General features: G+C 58.7%; 22 protein-coding genes and 1 pseudogene. 9 read left to right on the top strand and 14 right to left on the bottom strand.

Annotation, left to right across the window (positions count from 1 at the left end; all coding sequences use genetic code 11):
* Window positions 1–184 precede the first annotated feature (184 nt).
* The 4 genes from QCD60_RS07715 to QCD60_RS07730 all read right to left on the bottom strand — a co-directional run bounded on the left by QCD60_RS07715 (window position 185) and on the right by QCD60_RS07730 (window position 6,095).
* The gene (locus QCD60_RS07715; protein WP_279783942.1) at window positions 185–1,213 is read right to left on the bottom strand and encodes a TRAP transporter substrate-binding protein; all 1,029 of its coding nucleotides are present in this window, start codon (window positions 1,211–1,213) and stop codon (window positions 185–187) included.
* 471 nt (window positions 1,214–1,684) lie between these two features.
* Entirely contained in the window at window positions 1,685–3,328 is a 1,644-nt protein-coding gene (locus QCD60_RS07720) for an ATP-binding cassette domain-containing protein (RefSeq protein ID WP_279783944.1), read from the bottom strand.
* Window positions 3,328–5,022: a thiol reductant ABC exporter subunit CydD gene (gene cydD / locus QCD60_RS07725; RefSeq protein ID WP_279783946.1), complete on the bottom strand. Its 1,695-nt coding sequence runs from the start codon at window positions 5,020–5,022 to the stop codon at window positions 3,328–3,330. The genes QCD60_RS07720 and cydD overlap by 1 nt, the downstream gene beginning before the upstream one ends.
* A 128-nt stretch (window positions 5,023–5,150) precedes the next feature.
* The gene (locus QCD60_RS07730; RefSeq protein ID WP_279783948.1) at window positions 5,151–6,095 is read right to left on the bottom strand and encodes a LysR family transcriptional regulator; all 945 of its coding nucleotides are present in this window, start codon (window positions 6,093–6,095) and stop codon (window positions 5,151–5,153) included.
* A gap of 148 nt (window positions 6,096–6,243) precedes the next feature.
* On the opposite strand from QCD60_RS07730, the gene QCD60_RS07735 reads away from it, so the two are divergent.
* The 4 genes from QCD60_RS07735 (at window position 6,244) to QCD60_RS07750 (ending at window position 11,570) form a co-directional block, all read left to right on the top strand.
* Window positions 6,244–7,722 carry an NAD-dependent succinate-semialdehyde dehydrogenase gene (locus QCD60_RS07735; protein ID WP_279783950.1) on the top strand — a complete coding sequence of 493 codons (1,479 nt, stop codon included), beginning with the start codon at window positions 6,244–6,246 and terminating at the stop codon, window positions 7,720–7,722.
* A 139-nt stretch (window positions 7,723–7,861) separates the two neighbouring features.
* Entirely contained in the window at window positions 7,862–9,139 is a 1,278-nt protein-coding gene (gabT, locus tag QCD60_RS07740; protein WP_279783952.1) for a 4-aminobutyrate--2-oxoglutarate transaminase, read from the top strand.
* A 321-nt stretch (window positions 9,140–9,460) separates the two neighbouring features.
* The gene (locus QCD60_RS07745; RefSeq protein WP_279783954.1) at window positions 9,461–10,777 is read left to right on the top strand and encodes an adenylate/guanylate cyclase domain-containing protein; all 1,317 of its coding nucleotides are present in this window, start codon (window positions 9,461–9,463) and stop codon (window positions 10,775–10,777) included.
* A gap of 241 nt (window positions 10,778–11,018) precedes the next feature.
* Window positions 11,019–11,570, top strand: coding sequence for a glycine zipper 2TM domain-containing protein (locus QCD60_RS07750; RefSeq protein WP_279783956.1), 552 nt, complete (start codon window positions 11,019–11,021; stop codon window positions 11,568–11,570).
* A 111-nt stretch (window positions 11,571–11,681) separates the two neighbouring features.
* Here the strand turns inward: QCD60_RS07750 and QCD60_RS07755 are convergent, their stop codons facing one another.
* On the bottom strand, window positions 11,682–12,287 hold the full coding sequence (locus QCD60_RS07755; protein ID WP_279783958.1) for a TetR/AcrR family transcriptional regulator: 606 nt from the start codon (window positions 12,285–12,287) through the stop codon (window positions 11,682–11,684).
* A gap of 259 nt (window positions 12,288–12,546) precedes the next feature.
* Between QCD60_RS07755 and QCD60_RS07760 the strand changes: the two genes are divergently transcribed.
* From QCD60_RS07760 to QCD60_RS07770, 3 genes are read left to right on the top strand one after another with little or no spacing between them, the layout of a single operon-like run.
* Window positions 12,547–14,025, top strand: a complete 1,479-nt coding sequence (locus tag QCD60_RS07760; RefSeq protein WP_279783960.1) for an efflux transporter outer membrane subunit — start codon at window positions 12,547–12,549, stop codon at window positions 14,023–14,025.
* 1 nt (window position 14,026) lies between these two features.
* Complete coding sequence (locus tag QCD60_RS07765) at window positions 14,027–15,181, top strand: HlyD family secretion protein (RefSeq protein ID WP_279783962.1); 1,155 nt, start codon at window positions 14,027–14,029, stop codon at window positions 15,179–15,181.
* Between the two features lie 21 nt (window positions 15,182–15,202).
* The gene (locus QCD60_RS07770) at window positions 15,203–16,762 is read left to right on the top strand and encodes a DHA2 family efflux MFS transporter permease subunit (protein ID WP_279783964.1); all 1,560 of its coding nucleotides are present in this window, start codon (window positions 15,203–15,205) and stop codon (window positions 16,760–16,762) included.
* Between the two features lie 19 nt (window positions 16,763–16,781).
* Here the strand turns inward: QCD60_RS07770 and QCD60_RS07775 are convergent, their stop codons facing one another.
* The 4 genes from QCD60_RS07775 to QCD60_RS07790 all read right to left on the bottom strand — a co-directional run bounded on the left by QCD60_RS07775 (window position 16,782) and on the right by QCD60_RS07790 (window position 19,961).
* Window positions 16,782–17,678 (bottom strand): alpha/beta hydrolase, encoded by an 897-nt coding sequence (locus QCD60_RS07775; RefSeq protein ID WP_279783966.1) that lies wholly within the window; start codon window positions 17,676–17,678, stop codon window positions 16,782–16,784.
* Window positions 17,679–17,769: 91 nt separating this feature from the next.
* Window positions 17,770–18,306, bottom strand: coding sequence for a GNAT family N-acetyltransferase (locus QCD60_RS07780; protein ID WP_279783968.1), 537 nt, complete (start codon window positions 18,304–18,306; stop codon window positions 17,770–17,772).
* A gap of 83 nt (window positions 18,307–18,389) precedes the next feature.
* Window positions 18,390–19,364, bottom strand: a complete 975-nt coding sequence (locus QCD60_RS07785) for an AEC family transporter (RefSeq protein WP_279783970.1) — start codon at window positions 19,362–19,364, stop codon at window positions 18,390–18,392.
* A 129-nt stretch (window positions 19,365–19,493) separates the two neighbouring features.
* Window positions 19,494–19,961, bottom strand: coding sequence for a hypothetical protein (locus QCD60_RS07790; protein WP_279783972.1), 468 nt, complete (start codon window positions 19,959–19,961; stop codon window positions 19,494–19,496).
* A gap of 255 nt (window positions 19,962–20,216) precedes the next feature.
* Between QCD60_RS07790 and QCD60_RS07795 the strand changes: the two genes are divergently transcribed.
* Window positions 20,217–20,570: a hypothetical protein gene (locus tag QCD60_RS07795; RefSeq protein ID WP_279783974.1), complete on the top strand. Its 354-nt coding sequence runs from the start codon at window positions 20,217–20,219 to the stop codon at window positions 20,568–20,570.
* A 373-nt stretch (window positions 20,571–20,943) separates the two neighbouring features.
* On the opposite strand, the gene QCD60_RS07800 is transcribed toward QCD60_RS07795, so the two are convergent.
* Together QCD60_RS07800 and QCD60_RS07805 are read right to left on the bottom strand one after the other, a co-directional pair.
* The gene (locus QCD60_RS07800; RefSeq protein WP_279783976.1) at window positions 20,944–21,675 is read right to left on the bottom strand and encodes an SDR family oxidoreductase; all 732 of its coding nucleotides are present in this window, start codon (window positions 21,673–21,675) and stop codon (window positions 20,944–20,946) included.
* A 105-nt stretch (window positions 21,676–21,780) separates the two neighbouring features.
* Window positions 21,781–22,407, bottom strand: a pseudogene (locus QCD60_RS07805) (Fe-Mn family superoxide dismutase).
* 527 nt (window positions 22,408–22,934) lie between these two features.
* Here QCD60_RS07805 and QCD60_RS07810 point away from each other — a divergent pair.
* On the top strand, window positions 22,935–23,477 hold the full coding sequence (locus QCD60_RS07810; protein WP_279783978.1) for a TetR/AcrR family transcriptional regulator: 543 nt from the start codon (window positions 22,935–22,937) through the stop codon (window positions 23,475–23,477).
* 59 nt (window positions 23,478–23,536) lie between these two features.
* On the opposite strand, the gene QCD60_RS07815 is transcribed toward QCD60_RS07810, so the two are convergent.
* From QCD60_RS07815 to QCD60_RS07825, 3 genes are all read right to left on the bottom strand, one after another.
* The gene (locus QCD60_RS07815) at window positions 23,537–23,878 is read right to left on the bottom strand and encodes a cyclophilin-like fold protein (RefSeq protein ID WP_279783980.1); all 342 of its coding nucleotides are present in this window, start codon (window positions 23,876–23,878) and stop codon (window positions 23,537–23,539) included.
* A 137-nt stretch (window positions 23,879–24,015) separates the two neighbouring features.
* Window positions 24,016–25,128, bottom strand: a complete 1,113-nt coding sequence (locus QCD60_RS07820; RefSeq protein ID WP_279783982.1) for an alpha/beta hydrolase — start codon at window positions 25,126–25,128, stop codon at window positions 24,016–24,018.
* A gap of 26 nt (window positions 25,129–25,154) precedes the next feature.
* On the bottom strand, window positions 25,155–26,204 hold the full coding sequence (locus QCD60_RS07825; protein WP_279783984.1) for an NAD(P)-dependent alcohol dehydrogenase: 1,050 nt from the start codon (window positions 26,202–26,204) through the stop codon (window positions 25,155–25,157).
* Window positions 26,205–26,570: the final 366 nt, after the last annotated feature.

A 26,570-nucleotide genomic window follows, 5' to 3' on the forward strand; every position in this document is an offset into this window, starting at 1 on the left:
AAGGGTTTCGGAGTTTTAACAGTGCCGTCCTGTGCCAATGACGGACGGCACCACGATCCGCCGTTTTGCCTGTCCTGCCACTGCGGAGGCGGACAGACGAAGAACGGTGAAGTCGGGTGCAGACAGCCATCGGTACAACGGCGAAACGCCCTTCACCTTGATGAAGGGCGGTGTGTGGCGCGGCTTATTTGGCCGCGTCGGTGCCTTCCATGATCTTGATCAGCTCAGCACTGACCTTGTCGCCCTGAGCGTATTCAGCCCAGACCTTCTCGGCAGCGGCGTGCCAGGCAGCCTTGTCAGCATCAGAAGGCTCGGGGCTCCACTGCAGACCTTTGGCTTCCATTTCGCTGACGGCCTTGTTCACCCATACAGAGGACTTGTCCAGCTGTTCCTCTGCGTGACGGGCACCGGCTGTCTTGACGATGGCCTGCAGATCAGCCGGCAGGCTGTCCCAGACTTTCTTGTTGACGATGATGGGCATCGCCTGAGCACCGGCGACGGGCAGACGGTACATGTACTTGGCCACTTCAACGTGGTTGCCATCGCGGTGGTCGATCAGGTTGGAACCGACGGCACCGTCGATAACGCCCGTGGCCAGCGAGGTGTAGATCTCGTTCCATGACAGGGCAACAGGAGAGGCGCCCAGCTCACGGAAGAACTTGCCGTAAGCACCGGGAGCACGGATTTTCATACCCTTGAAGTCTTCAACCGAGTTGACGGGCTTCTTGGTGATCACATACACCGCAGGCTGGAAGTAGGCTTCAACCCACTCTACGCCCTGCTGGTTGTAGGCCTTCTGCAGTACAGGTTCCCAGCCTTGTTCATGGAACAGGGCGCTCAGTTTGGTGGCATCAGCGGTGGTACCGGGCAGGCCGATTTCCACTACGCCGAAGGGAATTTCACCGGCATGAGAGGGCTGGAAAATCGCGCCCATCTGCACCAGACCTGATTTCACCGCACCCAGTACACCGCTCTCACCCACGCCTTCACCTGCGTACAGCATCTGGATCTTGATGCGGCCGTTGGACATGGCTTCGATGTTCTTGGCGAAGTTCTCATAGACCTCACCGTAGGCAGTGCCACGGGAGTAGAGGTTGCTGAAGCGCCAGTTGTAAGTCTGCTCCGCCATGGCTTGCAGCGAGGTTACCCCTGCAGTCACGGTCAGCACGGAGGCGATCAGTGTTTTGCGCGTTTTTTGCCAGAAAGCTTTCATAAATCAGAATCCCCAAAGTTTTAACTGCATTGCTATGCCGCTGCGTGGCGGCCGCTTGTTTTTTATTTAGTGCATTGCGATGGGTTACTGACGCCTTGAGCAGGGCGTGGCGTTCAACAACCTGGGGCGGGAGTCTGCATGAGGCAAAAGCGTGGATAAATATGAAACATTCCATGTTTAAGTTAAACGACATAAACCTTTAAGCAACGACATGCACCAATACGATGCGAAACAAGACGACAGAAATGCTCAGAAATTGCGCATTTATAGGACAATGCGGCGGCTAGCGCAGGGCTGCAGCGCCCGTGGCGTCTGTGTTCAGATAGTGATCAGGCCAGCCGTCCGGCTAGCGCTGATCACTGTTGCAGAGTCAAAAAACAGGCGGGATTCACTGGCCTTTTTTACAATTCCAGCCAGATTTACTAACTACTACTTTGGTGGGAATAATCTGTACGCCTTTGGTCGTGGCCGTCAGCGCACGGTTTTGCAGGTAAACGCGCTGCGCCCGACCTCCACCAGCAGCTGTCCGCTACGCATCAGCTGCCGGTCATGGGTGTTGGCGATCACCAGTTTGCCTGCCCAGCGCTGTGCCAGACGTGCGAAGATGCGCTCGGCCAGCGCGGTATCCATCCCTGCGGCAGGCTCATCCAGCAGCATGATGTCAGCATCCTGCAGCAGCAGCCGCGCCAGGCCGATGCGTTTGGTTTCACCGCCAGACGGCTGCCATTCACCATCGCCCAGCCAGGTATCCAGCCCCTGCGGCAGCGACTGTGTCCAGTAGTCCAGCTCGACCAGATGCAGCACGGCCATGATGGCCTCATCGCTGTGATCATGATGCAGGCACAGATTGTCGCGCAGACTGGCCCGCAGGATGTCGATGCGCTGCGGCATCAACGCCGGCTGGCGGCCACTGGCGGAACGAATCCGGACAACACCGCTGGTAGCCTGCAACTGCCCGGCGAGCAGGGCAATCAGGGTACTTTTCCCACTGCCGCTGGCACCACAGACCCAGTACCAGCCGGGAGCAGTGAAGCTCACCTCCAGCTGCTGGAATACCGGCTGCGGCTGTGAGGGATAGCCGTAGCTGAGCTGTTGCAACTGAATCAGCCCTTCGCCGGCAGTCAACTGACGCAGGTCTGTACCGGTCTGTGCCGACTGCAGCGCTTCCAGTCGCAGTAACGCGGCCAGCCCCAGTCGCAGCGAGGCCAGAATCGGGCTGGCGCCGATCAGCACTTCGCCACAGCCCAGAGTCAGTAACAGCCACATAAACACATCAGCACCGGCCACAATGCCCTGCTGATAAGCCACAACAGCCTGCCAGAACACAACAACGGCCAGCAGCGTCAGGCAGCTCTGTGCCAGCAGGATGCTGCACTGCTGGCGGTTGACGGTGGCAATCTCCTGCTGATCTCCGGCCTGTGCCTGCAGTGTCATCTGCTCACCACTGTGCTCCAGCTGCTGGTGCAGGCTCAGGGTACGCATGCTGCTGAGCACTGAACTGGCAAACTGCCATTGTGCTACCCGCAACTGGTGTAACTGATTTTGTGGCTGCAGCACCTGACGGGTGTAAAGCCAGGGCATCACCACCACAGCCAGCACCAGCAGTGGCAGCGCCCATGGCAGTGCCTGCGGCAGCAGCAGCGCCAGACTGATGACCAGCCCTGCGGTGGTGGCCAGCACTACCACCGCCGGCAGCAGCGCCGACACATAGATGGACTCAATGTGCTGAATATCCTGCAGCAGGCGGCTGGCCGACTCGTGGCGGTTCATCTGCACTTCCTGCCAGTGACGGCGTGCCAGCAAGCGGAACAGGTCAGCCCGCAGCCGGGAGATCACCCGGAAGGTCGCCTCGTGACTGGTATAACGCTCGCCATAACGCCCCAGGGTACGGGTAATGGAAAAGCCCCGCACCATGGCGCCGGGGGTAAAAAAGTTAAATTCGATAGCCGATACCGCCGTCAGCCCGGCCAGTGCAGCGGCACTGATAAACCAGCCCGAAACGGCCAGCAGAGCGATCCCGGCAATGGCAGTGATCACCGCCAGCAGTACGCCCAGCAGCGCCATACCCTTGTGCTGCCAGAGAAGAGCGAAATAGTGCTTTTGCAGGGGCGTCATCAGTGCTCTCCGCTGAGAATGATTTCGGCGTCAAAAAACTGCTGATCAGCGGGCCGGTGGCTGGCCATGATCAGCATCGCACCACTGCGGGTATAACTCTGCAGCCGCTCCATGAAGGCCATCGCCGTGTCCTGATCAAGGTTGGCGGTAGGCTCATCCAGCAGCAGCAGGCGTGGCCGGTGCAGGAACACCCGCGCCAGCGCAATACGCTGTGCCTGCCCGCCCGACAGGTAGCCACCGCTATCGCTGATCACATAGTCCAGACCACCGGGCAAGGTATTGACGACGTCGTCGACTCTGGCCTCATGCAGCGCCGCCAGCAGCTGCGTATCACTGTACTGTCGCCCCAGCGTGAGGTTGTCGCGAATGCTGGCAAACAGCAGCTCGGGCTTTTGCGACAGATAACCGATCTGCGCAAACCAGCCCTGCTGCTGAAAGATATCCAGCGTCAGGCCATTGATGCTGACTTCCCCCTGATAACGCGGGCGCAGGCCTGCCAGGGTATCCAGCAGGGTGGTCTTGCCTGCCCCAGATGGCCCTTTCAGCAGCAGCTTCTGGCCGGGCAACAGGGTGAAACTGACCGGGTTGTGCACCGGCTTGTCAGCGCTGCCACTGCGCAGCTGATCCACTTCCAGCCGTTGCAGCAGCGGGATCTGCAGTTGCTGATCGGCACGGGCGGCGGTGCGCGAAAGCTGGTCCAGCCTGATCAGCTGTTCGGCCATGGAGGTCGCGTCGGAGCGCATGTGGTAAAGCGTGCCCATACGGCGCAATGGCAGGTAGAACTCCGGCGCCAGCATCAGCAGGAACACACCTTCATACAGCCCCAGTGGGCCCCAGCTGCCGATGTCGTACTTGCCAAGGAAATACAGGCCGAGATAGACCGCCACCAGCGCCACGCTGATGGCGCTGAAAAACTCCAGCACCGTACCCGACAGAAAGGCCACCCGCAGCACCGCCATGGTGGATTTGCGGTAGTTCTCCGACTGCTCGAACAGGCGGTCGGCCTCCTGTTCAGTGCTCTGCGCCAGCTGCAGACACTGCAGGTTTTTCAGGCGGTCGGCCAGCAGATGGCCCAGACGATTGAGTTGCTGCAGGTTGTCACGGCTGGCGTCACTGGCTTTCCAGCCCGCCAGGATCATGAAAACCACCACCAGCGGGGCGGTAAAGACGAAGATCAGCGCTACTACCCAGTTGACCATGCAGGCAGCCAGCAGGATCGCCAGTGGCATCAGTACCGCCAGACGCTGCAGCGGAATATAGTCAGCGAAGTAACCGCGCTGCTTGTCGATTTCAGTGGCAATCAGATTGCTCAGCTCCGCACTGTTGAACTGCGGAAACAGCCGCACATTGAGCGCAAAGCAACGCTGCAGCGCGTAACGGCGCAGCGCCTGGCGAATCTTCAGGCTGGCGCGGTTGCCCACCAGCGTCTGGCCGTAGCCTGCGACACTGCGCAGCAGCAGTGCCGCTGTCAGTAACAACCAGTCAGCGCTCTGCGGATAGCTGTGCTCGGGCTGAAATATCGCACCATCCAGCATGCTGGCGACGCAGTAGGCCAGGGTAATGGTCATCGCCACCTGCACCAGCCCCAGCACGGTGGCGATGGCATTGTCGCTACGGGCGTAGCGGCTGAAATAGCGCAGCAACGCTACAGGCCGCTGAAATTCGGGTTCGGAAAGGCTGTCGGAAGGTTTCACAGGTGTTGGGCCGCCATAGATCAGGTTACGCGTACATTAGCGCAATCTGATGCAGATTGATTTGATCAGGTACGGGATTTGGGCGCATTGGGTGCTGGTATGCCCGGGCCCGTGCGGTACGACTGCGCCTAGCGCTGCCCCCGGCGTACCAGCAGTTCCATAAACACATCACGCGGTTTGTTGAGGCGCCCGTACTGACGGGTGATTGCCGCGATCCCCAGCTTGTACATGCGCTCATCGGGCAGCAGCGGCTTAAGCCGCCCTTCCTTCACCCAGTGGCCGACATACTGTTCAGGCAGAAAGCCGATATAGGCGCCGGACAACACCATGGCAGTGCGGGTTTCGTAGTAATACGCCGATGCGGCCTTGGTCAGGCCACGCAGCTGCACCGTGACATCCGGGTTGGTCTGAATCCCGGCGTGTACCAGCTTCTGCTGCTCCAGTTGTACCCGCACTTCATTGTGATCAGGCTCATGAAACAGCGGATGGGTATTGCTGCAGTACAGATAACAGGTTTCTTCATAGATGGGCTGATACAGCAGGCCGTCCAGCTCACGGTGATAGGGGATGAAACCGACATCGGCCTCTTCATTGAGGATACGCCGCTCGATCTCATTCATCGGCGCCGTCTCGAAGTTGATGTAGACATCCGGTGCGCGCTGGCAGAACTCACCCAGCACCTCGGGGAAATGACTGCGATCATCGAGGCTGATGGTATCGCTGGCGACCAGATTCAGCTCACCACTGACCTGCACGTGCAGGGCATTGACGGTGGAGCGGAAGTCTTCCATCTGCGAGAACAGCCGGCGCACAGCGTCATAGATGATGATACCGTCTTCGGTCAGGGCGAAGCCGGAACGCCCGCGGCTGCACAGCGTCAGCTTCAGCCGTTGTTCCAGATTCGACATGTGCACACTGATGGTGGAGCGGCTGACGTTTAATACCGCCTCAGCCGCCGAGAAGCCACCACACTCGACCACGGTTTTGAAGACTTTCAGCAGGCGAATTTCATAATCACCGACCTGCCCAAGCTCAGCCATGGGGTTGGCGGGCGATGCACCTGAAGAGGGCACGGAACCCTGTGTTTGTTTTATGTTCTTCAAAGTAAATATTTAATCTTCGTTATTTATAAAACTTTATACCAGACTCTAAGATGATGTGCATCGCAGCTAACCGCTGCCACCTGATGCAGTTACTGCTCGCCGCTTACGGAGAATCCAGATGTCATCTTCACAGCCCGCCTACATCGCTGACCTGAATTATCTGCTCGCGCCAGTGTGCCAGTCTGAAGGCAGCCACTGGGTCAGCGGTGATCAGCACGACAGCTTTGTGGTGACCAACCCCGCCAATGGCGATGTGCTGGCGCAGCTGGCTAACCATAGCGCAGAAGATACCCGTCACGCCATTGACCTGGCCAGTGCGGCACTACCCGCCTGGCAGAAACTGACGGCCAAGGCCCGCTCGGTGATCCTGCGTCAGTGGTTCAACCTGATCAACCAGCATGCCGATGATCTGGCCCTGCTGATGACCCTGGAACAGGGTAAGCCACTGGCAGAAGCCAAAGGGGAAGTGCTGTACGGCGCGTCCTTTATTGAGTGGTTCGCCGAAGAAGCCAAACGGACTTACGGTGATGTGATTCCGTCACCTCAGGGCGACCGCCGCCTGCTGACTATTCGCCAGAGCATTGGCGTGGTTGCTGCTATTACGCCCTGGAACTTCCCCAATGCCATGATCACCCGCAAGGTGGCACCGGCACTGGCAGCAGGCTGCACCGTGGTGATCAAGCCCTCGGAAGAAACACCACTGTCGGCCATTGCTCTGGCCAATCTGGCCTATCAGGCCGGGGTGCCTCGTGATGCGCTGCACCTGATCCTCAGCAACCGGGCAGCCGAGGTCGGCAATGTCATGTGTGAAGACAGCCGGGTGCGCAAGCTGACCTTCACCGGCTCGACCCCGGTGGGCAAGATTCTGATGCGTCAGTGTGCCGATACGGTCAAGAAACTGGGCCTGGAGCTCGGCGGTAACGCCCCTTTCATCGTCTTCGATGATGCTGATCTGGATGCCGCTGTGAATGGCCTGATGCTGTCGAAATTCCGCAACGCAGGTCAGACCTGTGTCTGTGCCAACCGTATTCTGGTGCAGGACAGCGTTTACGATGCGTTCGTCGCCAAACTGAAAATCGCTGTGGAAAAACTGCAGGTGGGCAACGGCACTGAAGCCGGTGTCACTACCGGTCCGCTGATCAACAGCAAAGCCATCGACAAGGTTGAGCGGCTGGTCAATGAAGCCCGCGCCGCCGGTGCCGAAGTCATCACCGGCGGCCAGCGTCATGCGGCCGGTGCAGGCTTCTATGAGCCGACACTGGTGATCAATGCCACCGCAGATATGAGTATCTGTCAGGAAGAAATCTTCGGCCCGGTAGCACCGCTGGTGCGCTTCTCCACTGAAGAAGAAGCTGTCCGTATTGCCAATGACACGCCTTTTGGTCTGGCCGCCTATTTCTACAGCCGCGACATCGGCCGCATCTGGCGGGTGGGCGAAGGGCTGGAATATGGCATGGTAGGCATCAACGAAGGCGGCATTTCCAACGAAGTGGCTCCCTTCGGCGGCGTCAAGGAGTCCGGTCTTGGCCGTGAAGGCTCGAAATATGGCATCGAAGACTTTATGGAAATCAAATATCTGTGCATGGGTGGCATTTAACCTGCCTGATTGCTACAGACAATAAAACCGACTTAACTTAATCAAACCCACGCTGGCAGCGGCCATCCCGCTGCCAGCGCAGAACGCCAACACTGACAGCAGTCGCCGACAGGGCGTGCTGAAGCGCGGAGTCAAGTAAATGTCCAATTCAGACCTGCAACAACGCAAAGATGCCGTGATTGCCCGTGGTATGGGTAATATGGCTCCCATCTACGTCGAGCGCGCCCTCAATGCCGAGTTGTGGGATGCCGACGGCAAACGCTACATCGACTTTGGTGCCGGTATTGCTGTGGTCAACACCGGTCACTGTCACCCTAAGGTCATTGCTGCGGTCAAGGCCCAGCTGGACAAGGTGACACACACCTGCATGACCGTAACCCCCTATCGCGAAGCCGTTGAACTGGCCGAGAAGCTGGTCAAGATCGCTCCCGGCAGCACGCCCAAGAAAGCCATGTTTGTCAGCACCGGTGCAGAAGCCGTAGAAAACGCGGTGAAGATTGCCCGCGCCTACACTGGCCGCAGTGCCATCATCGCCTTCGACGGTGGCTTCCATGGCCGTACCAACATGACCATGGGTCTGACCGGTAAAGTGGTGCCCTACAAAGCCGGTTTCGGCCCGTTCCCGAACGACATCTACCGCCTGCCTTACCCTAACGCGCTGCACGGTGTCAGTGAGGAAGACGCACTGCACGCCCTGCAGATGCGCTTCAAGACCGACGTGGAGCCAGGTCGTGTGGCGGCCATCATCATTGAGCCGGTGCAGGGTGAAGGTGGTTTCTACCGCGCTCCGGTCAGCTTCCTGCAGTCTCTGCGCAAGCTGTGCAGCGAGCATGGCATCATGCTGATCTGTGACGAAATCCAGAGCGGCTTTGCCCGTACCGGCAAGATGTTTGCCATCGAGTACGCAGGCATCGAAGCAGACATTATGACCATGGCCAAAGGGATTGCCGGTGGCTTCCCACTGTCTGCCGTGGTCGGTAAAGCAGAGATCATGGATGCGGCCAACCCCGGTGGTCTGGGCGGTACCTATGCAGGCTCCCCCATTGGCTGTGCTGCCGCTCTGGCGGTAATGGATGTCATCGAAGAAGAGCAGCTGTGTCAGCGTGCTGTCGCTATCGGCGAGCAGATGGTGGGTCACCTGAATACCCTGAAGGCCAAGTATCCTCAGCGTATCGGTGAAGTGCGTAATCTCGGTGCGATGATCGCGGTGGAGTTCGTACAGGACGGCAATATCGACAAGCCCGATGCCGAACTGACCAAGAAGCTGTCCGCTGAAGCGGCCAAGCGCGGTCTGATCCTGCTGACCTGCGGTATTCGCGCTAACGTTATTCGCTTCCTGCCTGCACTGACGGCTCCGTTCGAGATCATCGACGAAGGCATGCAGCTGTTCAGCGATATCCTGGCTGAGCTGGTGTAACCCGCTTAGCTTTTACCAGCCACCCGGCACAGGTGCCGCCGGGCGGCTGTGCTACCCAATCCTGTCTATTTGCGGACCCTCGTGGTCCGCTTTTTTTTGCGCAAAAAACCACCAGCATCAGGAACCATGGCCCACCGACAACCACTCAGCAGTCGATGCCTATGCTGTACCTTGGCTATTGCGGGCTCCCTCAGGCCCGCTTTTTTCTTCCCGCTGACCCAATCTCGCCGTCCTGCCCTTCCAACTCTTGCGCTTCAACCCCAGATAACAGCATGTTGCACTGCGCCAATCAGGCACGGAAAGGCCCCCGGAGAATTGTCGATGACGGCTGCGTTAGTCGATCCCCTCACACTCGGTACCGTATTTCAGCGTCAGGAACAGGAAGGTCTGCGTCTTGCCATCAAGGGCCGGGGCATTGCACTGCTACTGCTGGGTGTATGGCTGATTTCCACCCGTGCCGACGCGCCAGAGCATGCCCTCAACTACGCACTGGTGCTCTGCGTGTTTGGCGCACTCGGCCTGCTGCACTATCGCGTGATTGGCAGCCCTTTGGACCGCCCCTGGGTCAAATACCTGTTTGTGTTGCTCGATATCGCTCTGCTTTCCGGCCTGATCGCCACCCAGCCGCTCTATGCCGGGTTGGATTTGCCGCAGGCGATCATCTTTCGCGCACCGTTTTTCCCGTTCTACTTTGTCGCACTCGGCGCCAGCACCTTCAGTTTTTCTCCGGGTCTGGTGCTCTGGGCGGGCATCAGCGGCGCTGCGGGCTGGCTCGGCGCGTTTTTCTACAGCATCCACGATATGAGCGTGACCTACGAATGGAGTGACATTGGCCGCTATCCGGACACCGCCCATTTTGTCCGCTATTTCTTCGACCCCCACTTTGTCGGCACCGCCGCCCGCATTCAGGAAAGCCTGGCGCTGGTACTGGTGGCGTTGCTGATAGCCATCGTTATGTGGCGTGCGCGGACGACACTACGGCGACAAATCCACGGTGAACAGGAACGGCAGCTGATCACCACCATCTTCGGCCAGTACGTACCGCCAGTGATTGCAGCACAGCTGATTTCAGATCAGGGCAGCCTGGAGCCGATGGAGGCCGAGGCCACCATCCTGTTTGCCGATATGGCCAACTTCACCCATCTCACCGAAACCCTCGGCGCTAAAGGCGTGGTGGATGTACTGAACAGTTACTTCGATACCCTGACCCGCATCATCAGCGAGCACAACGGCATCATCACCCAGTTTCAGGGGGATGCCATTCTCGCTACGTTCAACGTGCCTGTGGAAGACCGCCAGCATGCCCGCCGTGCAGTGGAAGCGGCACGCGCCATCCTGACCACGGTGGCCAGTCAGCACTTCGCCGGCCAGCATATCAAAGCCCGCATCGGTATCTGCACCGGGCAGGTGATTGCCGGCAGCATCGGTGGCGGCGGGCGGCAGAACTACACGGTGCATGGCCCGACAGTGAATACCGCTGCACGGCTGGAAGGCATGAACAAGGACTATCAGACGCAGGTGCTGATTGCAGAAACAACGGTGGTGCGCTGCCCGGACACGCACTTTATCGAAGTGGACACAACGCAGGTCAGAGGCGGAAAAGCCCCTCTGCGCATCTTTACCCTGAGTAAAACCTGAACCCGACACCCTGCTGCAGCATTTGGTTACCAACTGCTGCAAACGTAACGGCAATCAGCCTTGAAGCCAGCGCCTTGTCCCGTAAAGAAAAAGTAAGAGAACCCTCGCACGTTGCTGCACATTTGCCCCGGCCAGCTGATGACTTTTCCGTCGCGGGCTCATTACAATAGGCGCGGGGTGGCACCCAGGCGAGATTCAGGGCTCTGATGAGTAGAGCCAGTTAAGGACAGGAGCTGTCACCATGGACAAATCGATGTTGATTGGAATCGTGATCGGTGCTGTCGGCGTCACTGCCGGTGGTGCCATTGGTGGATACCAATACTTCAATCAGGCACCCCAGGGGCCAACCGAGGCTCAGGTGCTGGATGTCAAAACCCTGACCAATACCACTGATGTACCACGTCAGGTTTGCCATGACGAAGTCGTCACCCATCAGAAACCCGTACAGGACCAGAACCGCGTAGCAGGCTCGGTCATCGGAGCACTGGCGGGAGGGCTACTCGGCAATCAGGTAGGCGGCGGGAATGGTAAAACCCTGGCGACCATCGCAGGTGCTGCCGCAGGCGGCTATGCCGGTAATCAGGTACAGAAGAACATGCAGAACGGCGATACCTACACCACCACCAAGCAGGTCTGTAGCACAGTAACAGACAAGAAAACCGATGTGGTGGGGTACGAGGTCAAGTACAAGCTGGGCGACGGCATTGGTACCGTGAAAATGGACCACAAACCCGGCGCAACCATCCCGGTCAGGGAGGGACAGCTGGTACTGAATCAGCCTAACGCGGGTTGATCGTTATCACTGAACTGAACAGGCTCTGAGCCGGAAGGTAATCCCTTCCGGCTTTTTTCTGCCTGCCATCAGCCTTTCAGGCCTGCATATTCACCGTCACACCGACAGCGTTCATGTTGGCTGATAGCCACGCAGGAATACGCGGACGGCGCGCTGGGCGACGGCCTCAATACGCTGTGCGGTCGGCAGCTGTTCTACCCGCAACGTACACAACTCCAGCATTTCAGACTCCAGCAAACCTTTCAGATGGCGGGCTGCAATCTGTGGATCTTCCTGACACAGCTGGCCCTGCTCCATCATCTGCTGCAGATACAACGCCAGCTGGTTCATTCCCCGTTGCGGCCCTCTGGCATAAAACTGCCTGCCGATATCACTGCTACCCGCAGCCGTGATCAGCAGTCTCCGCAACGCCAGCATTTCGTCAGTGCACACCAGTTGCAGAAAACGCTGGCCGAAACGCAGCAAGGTCTCCTCCATACTGCCCTGCCCCAGCTGCAGACCACCAAACAAGGCCGTCATATCTGCCTCTGCCGCCTGCATCATGATGTTGACGAACAGGTCTTCCTTGGACGGGAAATAGTTATACAGAGTCGTCTTCGACCCCCCTACCCGCGCAGCAATCTGCGCCATCGAGGCCTGTTCAAAGCCAACCTCCCGAAATACCTCAGCAGCGGTCGCCATGATCGCCTGCCGCCTTTCTTCACTTTTGCTTCTCATTACCTGTCTCTGTCTGCCACCGTGGCTGCAGGCTGAAGTCAGCACGGCGGTGATCCATTGTAACGACTTGATCGGTATAACCCGAGACGCTGATCCTGACTCGTGGTTATTCGTCTTTATTCCTGACCGGGCAGCCACCCACATAGTGAGTCACGAACCTTAAGGCAATCTTTTTTAAAACTGGACTGTACAGTCTATTGACTCACCATAGGTGGAAAGAAGTAGACTGTACAGCACAGTTTAGTTTTGAGCAGACGCCATGCCCTCTCTTACTCCCCTTCATCGCGTTATCTCTGCCAACAGGCCAGCCCTGCGTCTGGGCATGGCCTCCCTGCTATGCCTGAGCCTGGCAGCCTGTGCACCGATGTCGACCATCAGCCAGCAACACACCAAGGCGGCAGATCACTATGCTGCTGAGCAAAGCTTTGCCGCCGCTGCCAGCCAGTGGCCTACTGACAGCTGGTGGCAGCCATATCAGGACAGCCAGCTCAACACCCTGATTACCGAAGCGCTGGCTAACAGCCCCAGTCTGGCCATCGCTCAGGCCCGTCTGCTGCGTGCAGAAGCTCAGGGCGCTATTGCCGGTTCGGCATTGCAGCCACAGCTGAGTGGCAACGGCTCCATCACCGAACAGAAGCAGAGCTACAACTACCTGACCCCTGCCAGCATGACCCCTGAAGGCTGGAAAGATTACGGACGCGCCACACTGGACTTCAGCTGGGAGTTTGATTTCTGGGGCAAGAACCGCGCAGCGCTGGCAGCTGCCACCTCGGAAACCGCCGCAGCTCAGGCTGACGCTGCCCAGGCACGGCTGACACTGGCCACCTCGGTGGCGTCGGCCTATGCCGAGCTGGCCCGTCTGTATAGTGCCCGCGATACCGCCAGTGCAGCCCTGAAGGTGCGACAGGAGACCGTGTCGCTGGTACGTCAGCGCTATGATCACGGGCTGGAAACCCTCGGTACCGTGCATCAGGTGGAAGCCCGCCGGGCCAGTGCCGAGGCCGACCTGCTGTCACTGGATGAACAGCTGGCACTGCAGAAAAATCGTCTGGCCGCCCTGCTGGGTCAGGGGCCGGATCGCGGCCTCAGCATCCAGCGTCCCACGCTCAAGCTGGACCAGCCCTTCGGTTTACCGCAACAACTCAAGGCCAATCTGCTCGGTCGCCGCCCGGATATTGTTGCCGCCCGACTGCGCACCGAAGCCGCAGCCAGCCGCATCAAGCAGTCACAGGCTGCGTTCTACCCCGACATCAACCTCAGTGCCTTTATCGGGGTGCAGTCGCTGGGTCTTGATCAGCTGCTGAAAAACGGCTCGGATCTTGGCAGTGTTGGCCCGGCTATTTCATTGCCGATCTTCAACGGTGGACGCCTCAAGGGGCAGTTGAAAAGCAGTGAGGCAGACTATGCCGAAGCGGTCGCCAACTACGACCAGACCCTGACTCAGGCCCTGCAGGATGTCGCCGATGCGGTCACCAGCCGCCGAGCGCTGGATGGCCAACTGAGTAAGGTACAGGAAGCCGTTGACTCGGCAGCCGAGGCTTACCGCATTGCCAACAACCGCTACAAAGGTGGTCTGTCCAACTATCTCGATGTACTCAGTGCCGAAGACACCCTGCTTAGTAACCGGCGCTCACTGAGTGATCTGCAATCCCGTCTGTTTACTCTGGATGTTACCCTGGTGCAGGCCCTCGGCGGGGGCTATCAGGCCAGTGATGTCCATGTCAGCCAAGGAAATTAAGATGTCGCAATACGATCAGCCTCAATCTAACACCTCTGAGCCCGCCGCCGCAGCGCCGCGTCAGACGGCACGCAAACGCATGTTCAGCCTGCTCCTGCTGGTAGTGATCGCTGCCGCTGCAGGCTATGGCGTCTGGTGGTATCTGCAGGCCTCCCGTTATGTCAGCACCGACAACGCCTATGCCGCAGTGGAAATCAGTGAGATTACCCCTGCGGTCGGTGGCACCGTGCAGGACGTGAAAGTCGTCGATACCCAGACCGTGCATCAGGGTGATGTGCTGGTGGTGATTGACGATCGCGATGCCCGTCTGGCGCTGCAACAGACTGAAGCCGAGCTGGCCAGTGCCGTGCGCCGGGTGCGTGGTTACTACGCCAATGACCTGGGGCTGAAAGCGCAGATTGCTGCCCGCGATGCTGATGAGCAACGTGCAGAAGCCCAGCTGGCCGCCGCCGAAGCCGACTTCAAACGGGCTGATGTTGATCTTAAGCGTCGTGAAGCATTGAAAGGCTCAGGCTCCGTCTCCGGTGATGAACTGACCAGCGCGCAGAATGCCTACGCCACAGCGAAAGCCAATCTGGCCGTGGCCAAAGCCAGCGCCGAGCAGGCCAAGGCCAACCAGCTGGCGGCGCAGGGCTCACGGGAAGCCAATACCGTACTGATCGATAACACCACCGTCGATGCCCATCCTGAAGTAGCACTGGCGCGGGCCCGCCGCGATCAGGCCAGACTGGATCTGGAGCGCACCCTGGTACGTGCTCCGGTGGACGGCATTGTCGCCAAACGTCAGGTTCAGGTCGGCCAGCGGATTCAGGCGGGCGCCCAGCTGCTGTCCATCGTGCCGCTGCAGAAAATGCACGTAGACGCCAACTTCAAGGAAGATGAACTGCCCGAGGTGAAAGTCGGCCAGAGTGCTGAAGTGATCGCTGATCTGTACGGTGACAAAGTGGTCTATCACGGCACCGTGGCAGGTTTCTCCGGCGGTACCGGCGCTGCTTTCGCCGCCATCCCGGCGCAGAATGCCACCGGTAACTGGATCAAGGTGGTGCAGCGTCTGCCGGTGCGTATCGAGCTGGATGCCGCTGATCTGACAGCCCACCCGCTGCGTGTCGGCCTGTCGATGGATGTCACCATCGATACCCACTCCACGCCCCGATAAGCTGAGCGCGAGGCGCAGATCATGTCGACCAGCACTGCCAGCCGCGCTCCCATGGAGGAGCTGCTGGATCAACCTCTGAGCGGTGGAGCCCTGTGGCTGGCCGCTATCGTCCTCGCTACCGCCAACTTTATCGCGGTGCTGGACGTCACCATTGCCAACGTCTCTGTGCCTCATATTGCCGGTGGCCTCAGCGCCACCACCAGTCAGGGCACCTATGTCATTACCTCTTACGCGGTGGCCGAAGCCATCACCGTTCCGCTGACCGGCTGGCTGGCCGGCCGCTTTGGCACCGTGCGGGTGTTCGCCGTATCGATGTTCCTGTTCGGTCTGTTTTCTGCCCTGTGCGGGCTGGCTGATTCACTGGGTATGCTGGTCGCTGCACGCGTGCTGCAGGGCTTTGCCGGTGGTCCGCTGATGCCGTTGTCACAAACGCTGCTGCTGCGCATCTTCCCGCCGCAGATGGCAGCGGCAGCCATGGGCCTGTGGGCCATGACCACCCTGATAGCCCCCATTCTCGGCCCTATTCTGGGGGGTGTGCTGTGTGATGGTATTTCCTGGCCAGCGATCTTCCTGATCAACGTCCCCATTGCCCTGCCTTGCGCCTGGGCGGCGTGGACCATGCTGAAGCGCTACGAAACCGCGCTGATCAAGCTGCCAATCGACAAGGTCGGTCTAGCACTGCTGATCCTGTGGGTCGGTTCACTGCAGATCCTGATCGATGAAGGCAAAAATCTGGACTGGTTCTCATCGCTGGAAATCCGTGTGCTGGCGGTACTGGCAGTGGTGGGCTTTGTCGCCTTCCTGATCTGGGAGCTGACGGAAGAGCACCCCATTGTCGATCTGCGTGTATTCCGCCATCGCGGCTTTACCGCAGCCGTCATCGCTATCAGTCTGGGCTTCGGCGCCTTCTTCGCTGCCAACGTGCTGACCCCGCTATGGCTGCAAAGCTATATGAACTACACCGCCACCTGGTCGGGCATGACGACTGCCTGGATGGGTGTGCTGGCGGTACTGGTCGCGCCGATGGTAGCCAATCTGGTCAACAAGTTTGATCCGCGCAAGCTGGCCTTCTTCGGCATGATGTGGCTGGGGCTGTTCACCCTGATTCGCGCTTTCGGCACCACCGACATGACTTACTGGGATGTGGCGCTGCCGATCCTGCTGATGGGGCTGGGGATGCCGTTCTTCTTCCTGCCCCTGACCAATCTGGCACTGGCCAGTGTCGACGAGCCGGAAACAGCCTCATCGGCAGGGTTGATGAACTTCATGCGGACACTGTCAGGGGCGGTTGCCACCTCACTGGTGAATACCGCCTGGGAAGACAAGGCGACCTATGCCCATGCCGAACTGGTGGGGCTGACCGATACCAGCGGCGCCGTCAACCAGCAGCTGCTGGCCAGCGGCATGAGCCCGGATGCGGCCATGGGGACACTGAATAATATGCTCAACAGCCAGAGCATCATGCTGTCCACCAATGAGATCATGCTGCTGACCTCCATGGCCTTCGTGGTCGCCGCCATGTCGGTGTGGCTGGCACCGAAGCCGACCCGCGTTGTCGATCCGTCTGCCTCAGGCCACTGATACCATCACACACCGGCCTTCAGGAAGCCGTTGCTCTGACCGGGCAACGGCCGGGCGGATCGAGCTGGTCGACAAACTGCTCAATATCTTCATAGGCAGGATTAAGAAAGCGCAGCGTCGAGGCCAGACTGCCAAGCAGACGGGTATGGTTGGTACCGGCATACTCTCTGAGCGTAACCGGTACTGCCAGCTGCTGCAGGCGTGCCGCCAGTCGCTCGCTGTGAAAGGGGTAGACCGTGTCATCGGCTGTGCCATGCAGCAACAGTGCGGGTGGCACTGCCGCTGTGGCCAGCCGTAACGGATTGGCTTCGTCACCCTGCACCGCCCTGAACTTGTCCACCACCAGCGGATCATCCAGCGGCAGGTCATACGGCCCTGCCATACCCACCCAGCCCAGCACCTGGGCTTTCGCCCCTGCCCGCTGCAGGTACTGCGGATCCGTCACCAGCATAGCCACCGTATGTGCTCCGGCCGAGTGACCGACCAGAATCACCCGCAGTGGATCAGCACAGGGCTCCTCCTGCGTGTTCAGCAGCGTGGGCAGGCGCTCAATGGCCTGTGCCACATCATTGATGAAGTCAGGAAATACCGCGTCGGGATAGAGCCGGTAATTGGGAATCACGGTGGTGAAGCCCATGGATGCAAAGGCCTGACCGACAAACAGATAATCATCCTTGCTGCCGGATGCCCAGGAGCCGCCATGCACAAACACCACCACGGCGTTATGTCGTGGCGCGGCGGGCTGATAGATGTCCAGCTGCTGGCGCGGCAGGGAGCCGTAGGCCACATCCTTGTGTACGAGCAGATCACGGGTAGGTGTCAGGGCGTTGATGACTCTGACCGGCCCGCAGGCCACCAATGTGGTGCTGGCCGCCAGCAGGCCGGTGAAACCGAGCAGAAAACCAAGACGTGTCATAGAAAGGTGATCTGAATGAGGTGCTTTGTGTACGCAGCAGACCGTCTTTCAGAGCAGCCGCTGCGTACATCCCACCCCGTCAGGGCGCTTGCTAAAGCCACTTGTACATAACATAGGCATCCACCAGCCCCAGACTGGCACTGCGATAGGCTTTGGGCAGGGTGCCGACGATCTCAAACCCCAGCTTCTGCCACAGTTGCACGGCCACCTTGTTGCTCGATACCACCGAGTTGAACTGCATCGCCTGAAAGCCCAGCGCGCGGGCGACCTGTTGTGAATGCTCACACATCTGCCGCGCCAGCCCCATGCCCTGTGCCGCACTGCTGACCATATAACCGCAGTTGCAGACATGGCTGCCCGGACCTGCCGCATTGGCCTTGATGTAGTAACTGGCGAGAATACGGCTGCCATGCTGAGCCAGACCATCCTGCTCCACCACGTAGGTTTTTAGGGGCAATTGCAGCCACAGATGGCGCGCCTGCTCCTCACTCATGGCCGGATCAAATGCATAGGTCTCTTCAGCCTGAATGATGCTGCGGAAGAAAGGCCAGATCTGGGCGAAGTCCTCCTCGGTGCATAAGCGGATGCGCAGGCCGGGAGCGATCTGAATCGGGTTATCTGGATTCATCAGGGTTCCTTACTTCCAGTAGACGTCTGCCGGTGTCGCACCACAGACTGCCCAAATGATGATGACCATGTAAATGCAGGTGGTTAGCCCGCCAGCTGCGGCACATAGAGTCGAATCAGCCATAGCCACAGGGTGATACTGAAGAACGACAGCACAATGGCTGCCACCAGTGCACCACTGGTGAACTTACCATGACCGAACTGACCGGTGATAATCGGATACACCGAAAACATCGGCATCGCTGCCAGCACCACGGCAGCTACTTGCATTTCCAGGGCCATCGCCGGCAGCAACAGCATCATCAGCAGGATGCACAGCGGATGCAGGATCAGTTTGCACAGTGCCACCACCAGCATGTTGGGGTGCACCTCCGCTACCCGCATACCCCCCAGTGACCCGCCAATGGCAAACAGCGCCACCGCCGCTGAAGACTTGAGCAGGATGGCCATGGTGTCATCAATGACCTTCGGTACCGGCCACTGGAAGTGTGAAAACAGGCCACCAAGAATGATGGCCAGCATGATGGGCGAGCGCACTACCCGCAGAAAAATCGCCCCGAGCTGGCGCAATAACGCCTGCCGGCCACCTGCGGCTCCCTGCTGTTGCTGGTGAAACAACTCAAGCAGAAACAGACTGAGGGGAAACATGATCAGGTTCTCGGTGATCAGGGTCATAGTGAACCCCTGAGCAGGCACCTGATGAAGCAGGAACGACAGCACCGGATAGCCGAAGAACGCGCTGTTGGACATGGCCATGCCCATGGCCTGCACACTGCTGAACAGCCGGTCACTGCCAAACAGGTAGCGTACCAGCGCGAACCCCAAGGCAAATGACAGCAATGAGCCACCGGTATACACCAGCAGAAAGACCAGCCCGTCGCCAGCGCCCAGATCGGCCCCTGACAGGGCATGAAAAATCAGTGCAGGCAGGGCAAAGGTAAGCACATAACGGCCCATGCCATTGATGGCATCGGCGTTGATGATGGCGCGTTTTACCGCAATGAACCCGAGAATAATGATCAGAAAGATCGGCAGGGTAATAGCAAGAATGTCGAGCACGGCGGTCATCCATGGGCAGGTAGCAGGGGGAGAGCGACTGTCCTTCAAGATACTGTTGAATCGCCTGATTAAAAAGGACGATTTTCAAAGTCTCCTATACTTCCCCTGCTCAGTCACCGCGCCTGCCGGTTACAGATAGCCCATCTGCAACGCCGTCACGTTTTCATCACTGCCGAGGGCCACCCAATGGCTGTAAACTTCGCGGCACTCCACTGACGGATGATGCCCCTGAGCATGGACAGCGGCCACCAGCTGATGCCAGCCCTCACCAATACCGCTCATTGGCCCCACATACTCCAGCGTTGCGCATTTGAACGCGCTGGCATGGTAGTACTCGCACTGTTCCAGCGCGCCGCCTGCAGCAACGACGGGCTGCACGACGACCAGCTCAAACTCGGTGTCAGCACTGCCATCGGCGCCGTAATAGATAAACACCGCAGGCCCGGCACAATGCAGATCCAGCCGCTTCATGTCGTCATGGATGACAGGTAACGCCTCACCGGCAAAATCAGGAATCTGTTTCAGGGTCATGGTCTTGCGCAGGGCAACACCGGTAAACGCGGGGATCTCTTGCAGTTCAACCTGAGAGGTAGGCATGGCAGCAGTCCTGTAGCCGGAGATAATTCTTGTTTTGCTGTGCCACAGCAGGTGTCTTATTGCCTGCAGTGTGCAGTTCAAGTGTAGTCAAGATTGACAGAAACGCCGCCGCACCCCGCTTGCTGACCGGTATGGAGCAACGGCTTTTGCAATGCAAAATTCATCAGACCGTCACCGGAATATAACAAACTGTTACTTGTCATCCTTAAAGCGGAAGAGTATCAAATTCTGACTGTGTTCACTCAGGCAAGGTAAATGAAAAGTCATTCGTGGCTCACCCCTCTGGTTGTTCTTCTCGCTATTATCGGCATCGGCTTCGCGCTGACGTCCCACACCACAGTGATCGTCAACGGCCAGCCGCTGGACGGTGTGGAAAAAGCACTGGCGGGCTTCGCCGGACCTCTGCTTGCAGTCCTTTTCGTTGTTGTCGGTGTGGTTCTGGGTACGCTGGCGTTTATTGGTGCCTCACTGATTTTTCTCGGTATCTTTGCCTTCTTCTTTGTCAGTCTTGCCTTTATGGTCGCCCCCTCGCTGCTGCCCTGGGTGCTGGGCATTCTGGCGCTGGTCTGGGTGATGCGGAAGAAAGACAAGGCACGCTCGCGTCACTGACGTTTCCCCCGCTATCCCGCTTTTTCTGCCAAGCGGCCAGCCGGAGTGTTCAGCTGTTTCCGGCCAGCCTTTTTAGCGGCTTCCTCTTTCATCACCCGAGTCCCCCTGCAAGCACAGTGACGACTGACTCCAGCAGAGTGATGCTTCATTGATGCACACCAGTGGGAATTGCCCGGTGAGCAGCCCCTCGGCTGCGCGAGTGAAGGGGCTTCCTTCACTATTGCCATGCGGCGCGCAGGTGACCAATAGGCCCTCAACGGTTCTCCGACGTGACCGCGCGGTTCGTTGAGGGTGTCCGGCATACAGAGAGGTTGGCCCGTTTCCGTTGCGGGATCAGCGAACGCATCACGAGTTCGCTATACGGGCACATCTGTCACCATTTATAGGGGCCGTGCCGGTCAAAAAAGCCACCGGTGGGTCCGTCGTCTCCGATCAGCGCATAATGCACGGAAGCTTCGGCACCGACCTCGACAGGCTGTGCTCCCGGCATGGTGATGTAGCGGGTTGCCGTCAGGCCGGGCTCAACTGCATTCACCTTAATACCCGACTCTTTCAGTTCGCGGGCCAGTTGAACGGTCAGCACATTCAGCACCGCTTTAGAGGCCGCATAAGAGGGCAGCGACACCTGATAATAGGGACTGGTTTCATCGGTCATTGTCCACAGCGATCCCAGGCTGCTGGTCACATTAACGATCCGCCCATGCCCGGAACGACGAATCAGTGGGAGAAATCGCTGAGTGGTGCGGAAAGTGCCGAATACATTCGTTTCAAATAGCGCAATCAGGTCCTGCACCGGCAATTCGCTCAAAGGACCGCGATCCACTGACATTCCGGCGTTGTTCACGAGAATGTCGAGACGACCGTAACGGGCATCGACAGTCTGTGCCGCCTGTTCAACGCTGACCTCATCGGTAATATCGAGCTGCACAGTTTCAACATCCAGCCCCATGGCCTTGAACTCCGCGACGACGCTCTGTCCTTTTTCCAGATTCCTGGCGCCGATAATGACCGCCACACCTTTCTCTGCGAGCTGGCGGGCTGTTTCCTTGCCAATTCCGTCAGTGGCGCCGGTTACAAGGGCAATGAGTGATGGGTTTTGCTTCATGGTTGTTCTTGGTTGATTTTCTGCGACAGGTAACTCTGGAGTGGCGTGTCCCGGCTGGCGAACTGCCAGCTCATCCATGAGATGGGTGGCAGATCACCGGTTCACTCAGGCGAAGTTGGCTTCGGCAAACGCCCAGTTGACCAGCTCATCGAGGAATACTTCGACGAACTTCTGCCGCAGATTGCGGTAGTCGATGTAGTAAGCGTGCTCCCACACATCCACGGTCAGCAACGCCTTTCCCTCGCCACTTTTCAGCGGCGTGCCGGCGGCACCGGTATTGAGAATATCCAGACTGCCGTCGGGCCTTTTGATCAGCTACGTCCAACCGGAACCGAAGTTGCCCACGGCGCTCTTGACGAAAGCCTCTTTGAAGGCGGCATAGCTGCCCCATCTGGCATCCAGCGCTGCGGCTAACGCGCCTGTGGGTTCTCCGCCGCCACTGGGCTTCATACAGTGCCAGAAGAAGGTATGGTTCCAGATCTGGGCTGCATTGTTGTAAATGCCGCCGCTGGAGGTCTTGATGATTTCCTCCAGCGTCTTTGTTTCGAACTCGGTGCCCTTCTGCAGATTGTTCAGGTTCGACACGTAGGCGGCGTGGTGCTTGTCGTGGTGATACTCGAGCGTCTCACGGCTGTAAAACGGAGCCAGGGCATCGAGCGGATACGGCAGAGGGGGTAGGTTCCATTGCGGGTTCCTCTCTAGAACAGTGGTTGCAGGGTAGCGGGCGGGAATTGCCTTGTGAGTCTCAATCCCAGGCCCTGATGGTGTCGGTTCACAACAGCGCGTGTGGCGTGCTGCAATGATTCATCAAGCGTTGCCAGTTACGGAAAGGCAAAAGCAGCGAGCTTCACTGCCGATGCGCTTCTTGTCTTACTGCCATTTCTGCTATTTCTGCCATTCCCATCAAAAACCGGAGAACAGCGGGCTGGCAGTGATAAGGCCGACAGGGCTATAAAAACAGACTTACAGTCGATCAATCAGGGTTTCCGACTTCGAGTCGGTTTTGTCAAGAGGATCGCGAACAGCATGGGGAGGCCGGAGGGTGCGTCGCTCCCGAGAGACGGCGTGAGTACCACGGGGCAGACTGTGTTGATTGAGTGCCGCGTTGAGCGATATGTGCCAGGCCCTCCTGTACATCGATAACCACCTAGCCATGAGAGAACCACTTAATGCCCCCCATTCAGCCCCCTCCAACCCAAGGTGCCGTCGCGCGAGTACGTAAGCCGCAGAAACGCGGCCTGCGGAGCGCGCAGAAGCTATTGGAAGCGGCTGCCTCGTTATTCGTGGAGAAAGGCTTTGACGAAACGAGCATCGACGAAATCGTCTTGCTCGCCGGTAGCGCCAAAGGAACGTTCTATCACCACTACGAATCCAAGCAGGCCCTGCTGATTGCGCTGCGGCAGCGTGTAGCTGAGCAGTACCAGACAGATATGGATGCCGTGCTGGCCGGGAACCAAAGCGATGATCTGCTGGAGAGGCTTGAGACCTGGGTTGGTGCTGCGTTCGATGCCTACATCAACATCGGGCCATTATACGAAGTCGTGTATGGCAACTATCCTGCGTCGCGATGGACCTCGGCGGATATGCCCTTTATGACTGATTTTGTTGCCCTGTTGCGGGAAGGGCATCAAAGGGGGATCTGGATCGTACAGGAGCCGCACCTGACAGCGACGTTCATTTACAGGGGAATACTGGGTGCAATAGATGACCTGATTCTGGAAGGTAAACCCATCGCGGGCGTCAAGCAGAGCATGGTCGCCGTGGTGCGTCACGCCGTTGGCCTGCAGAGCGCCTGCGGCTGATAACGGGTTCCCAGCATGCACAACGACACAGCTCCCTTCTGTTCTGCGCGAACTGCCCCTCAGTGTCGGAGAAATGCCACTCGCACGTCACCAGCGCCCAGTACCTGAGCCAGGCCGGCTGGATCGTCCACACGGCCCAGCCGGGTATAGGCATAAGGTGAACTGAAGGTCTGGTAGAAAACCACGATGGTGTGTTCGCCCCATAACAGAAGATCGCCGCTGTGAATCGTGCCGGGTCGGCTTGCATCCGTCGGCAGCGACCGTGGCAACGCCTTCTTCTTCTCGTTTCCGTTGAGCTCCTCCATTTCCAGCGTCAAAGGCAACAGGGTAGCGAAGGCGCGTGCGGCCGCGGTGTCCGCAAGGGTGATGGCGAAGCGGCGTTCACCGACTTTCATCCACATACGCGCATCCTCCGCTTTCCTGATCGCCGGCGCAGGGGCCGGCGCCACGGACCCTGCCGCCAGAGCGACAGGGTTTACGCACAGTGCAAGGCACATCAGCGACAGGCCCATTCGCAGACAGGCCAGGCGGCGCACTCTCAAGCCTGCGCCAGATGCTGATTAAAGAAGGACACCAGCTTGTCAAAGGGGATCACCTCAACCCGGTCGTACAGGTCGGTGTGAACCGCACCCGGAATGATCATGAGCTCCTTGGGCTCCGCCGCAGCGGCATAAGCGGTTTCGCTGAAGTAGCGCGAGTGTGCCTTTTCGCCATGAATCAACAGCAGAGGGCGCGGCGAAATTTCCTTGATGTAACTGAGGATCGGCATGTTCATGAACGACAGCGGCGTCGTCTGCGACCAGGAATTCCCGGAGTTCACGGCACGCTCATGGTAACCACGCTTGGTCATGTAGTAGTCGTGGTAATCGACCATGAACTGGGGTTCGCCCCCCTTCAGCACGTTGTAGGGTGGCTGGTAGGCCGGCGCGCCGCTCTCGGCATCCGCCCAGCGCTGGCGGCTCATGTGCTCCAGAGCCTGAGTACGCTGTTCAAGGGTGACGCTGTCGTTATACCCCTTCGACATCACGCGGGTCATATCGTACATGGTACTGGCCACCACGGCCTTGATACGCTTGTCCACTGCAGCCGCGTTCAGGGCCATGCCACCCCACCCGCAAATGCCGATGATGCCGATGCGTTCGCGGTCAACGTCAGGCTGCAACCCCAGAAAATCAACGGCTGCGCTGAAGTCTTCGGTATTGATGTCCGGCGATGCGACATTCCTTGGCTGGCCACCGCTTTCCCCAGTGTAAGAAGCATCGAAAGCCAGCGTGATGAATCCTCGCTCCGCCATGGTCTGTGCGTAGAGGCCTGATGACTGCTCCTTCACCGCGCCGAACGGTCCCCCAACGGCGAGCGCTGCCAGCTTACCATTGGCATTTTTAGGACTGTAAAGATCGCCCGCCAGGGTGATCCCATAGCGATTCGTGAAGCTGACCTTTTTGTGATCAACCTTATTGCTGCGCGGGAAGGTCTTGTCCCACTTATCACTGAGTTCCAGCGTCGACTGTGCAACAGCCTGCCCCGAGGCCAGCACCCCAACGCTCAACGCGGCGATGCTGGCACCGGTCATTTTCAGCACACTGCGACGCTCCGCATCATGCATATCCTGGCAGGCAACGGTGCTGCCCGTTTCATTGTGCTTGTTCATGTTGAATTCTCCAGATGAGTGGTCAGTTAAGCTGCGAGCGTGACGCTGTCGACCACGAAGCGGTATTTCACGTCGCCCTGCAGAAGGCGTTCGTAGGCGCTGTTGATCTGGTCGGCACGAATCAGTTCGATGTCGGAAACGATGTTGTGGGTGGCGCAGAAGTCGAGCATCTCCTGCGTTTCAGCGATGCCACCAATCATCGAGCCGGCCAGCGCGCGACGCTTGAATATCAGGTTGAATACCTCGGGTGATGGATGCGGTGTGGCAGGCGCACCTACCAACGTCAGCGTGCCATCCCGCTTCAGCAGCACAAGGTAGGCATCGAGGTCGTGGGCTGCCGCAACGGTATCGATAATGAGATCGAAACTCTTGGCATGAGCGGCCATTTCGTCAGCATTGCGTGACACGATCACCTCGTCCGCTCCCAATACCTTCGCTGCCTCACGCTTGGACTCGGAGGTAGTGAAGGCCACCACATGCGCTCCCATCGCATGGGCAAGCTTGACGCCCATATGACCCAGGCCACCGATGCCGACAATACCGACTTTCTTGCCTGGCCCTGCCTGCCAGTGGCGCAGCGGCGAATAGGTTGTAATGCCTGCGCACAGCAACGGCGCTACGGCAGCGAGTTGAGCCTGCGGGTGACGAATACGAAGCACATAGCGCTCGTGCACGACGATCTGTTGTGAGTAGCCCCCCTGCGTCCAGCCCGGGGCATCCGGCGTGGGGAAGTTGTAAGTGCCGACCATGCCGTCGCAGTAGTTCTCCAGACCGGAGTCACACTCCTCGCACTGCCTACAGCTATCGACGATGCAGCCGATGCCGACCAGATCGCCAACGTTGAAATGACCGACGTGAGGGCCGACGGCCGACACCCGTCCCACGATTTCGTGGCCAGGGACACACGGGAACTGTGTACCGGCCCACTCGGCGCGCACCTGATGCAGATCAGAATGACAGATACCGCAATAGGCAATGTCGATCTGAACGTCATGAGCTCCCGTCTCACGGCGGGTAATCTGCATGGGCTCAAGCGGCTTATCGCCGGCATAAGCACCGTAGGCATTTACTTTCACGGAACACTCCTTCAGTCGCTGGTCGACCACTGAGCGCTGCCATAGCCGTCAGGATTGCATCTCATCGGGCGTGGACAGTGCTTTACTGTTGCGTGAATTTTCATTCCGACGGGCGGACATCCGGTAGCAGAATCCTGCCGTTTGCTTGCCTGATCCACCGAACAATCTCAGCCCGGATGCCGAACCTTTGTCATCTATGGCATGTCATGGGTCAGCAAAAACAAAGGGGATTTCCATGCCTGCAGGCGAAGCACCTATGCCGGATACAGACCGGCCGTCAGCCACCCTTCGCACGGATTGAAAGGACGTTAGCGGCTGCAGAATCGCCGAAGAGGGTGACCTGCCAGCCGCGCTGGAATGCCTCCC

Origin of the sequence: Pokkaliibacter sp. MBI-7, from assembly GCF_029846635.1 — a bacterium.
Classification (GTDB): domain Bacteria; phylum Pseudomonadota; class Gammaproteobacteria; order Pseudomonadales; family Balneatricaceae; genus Pokkaliibacter.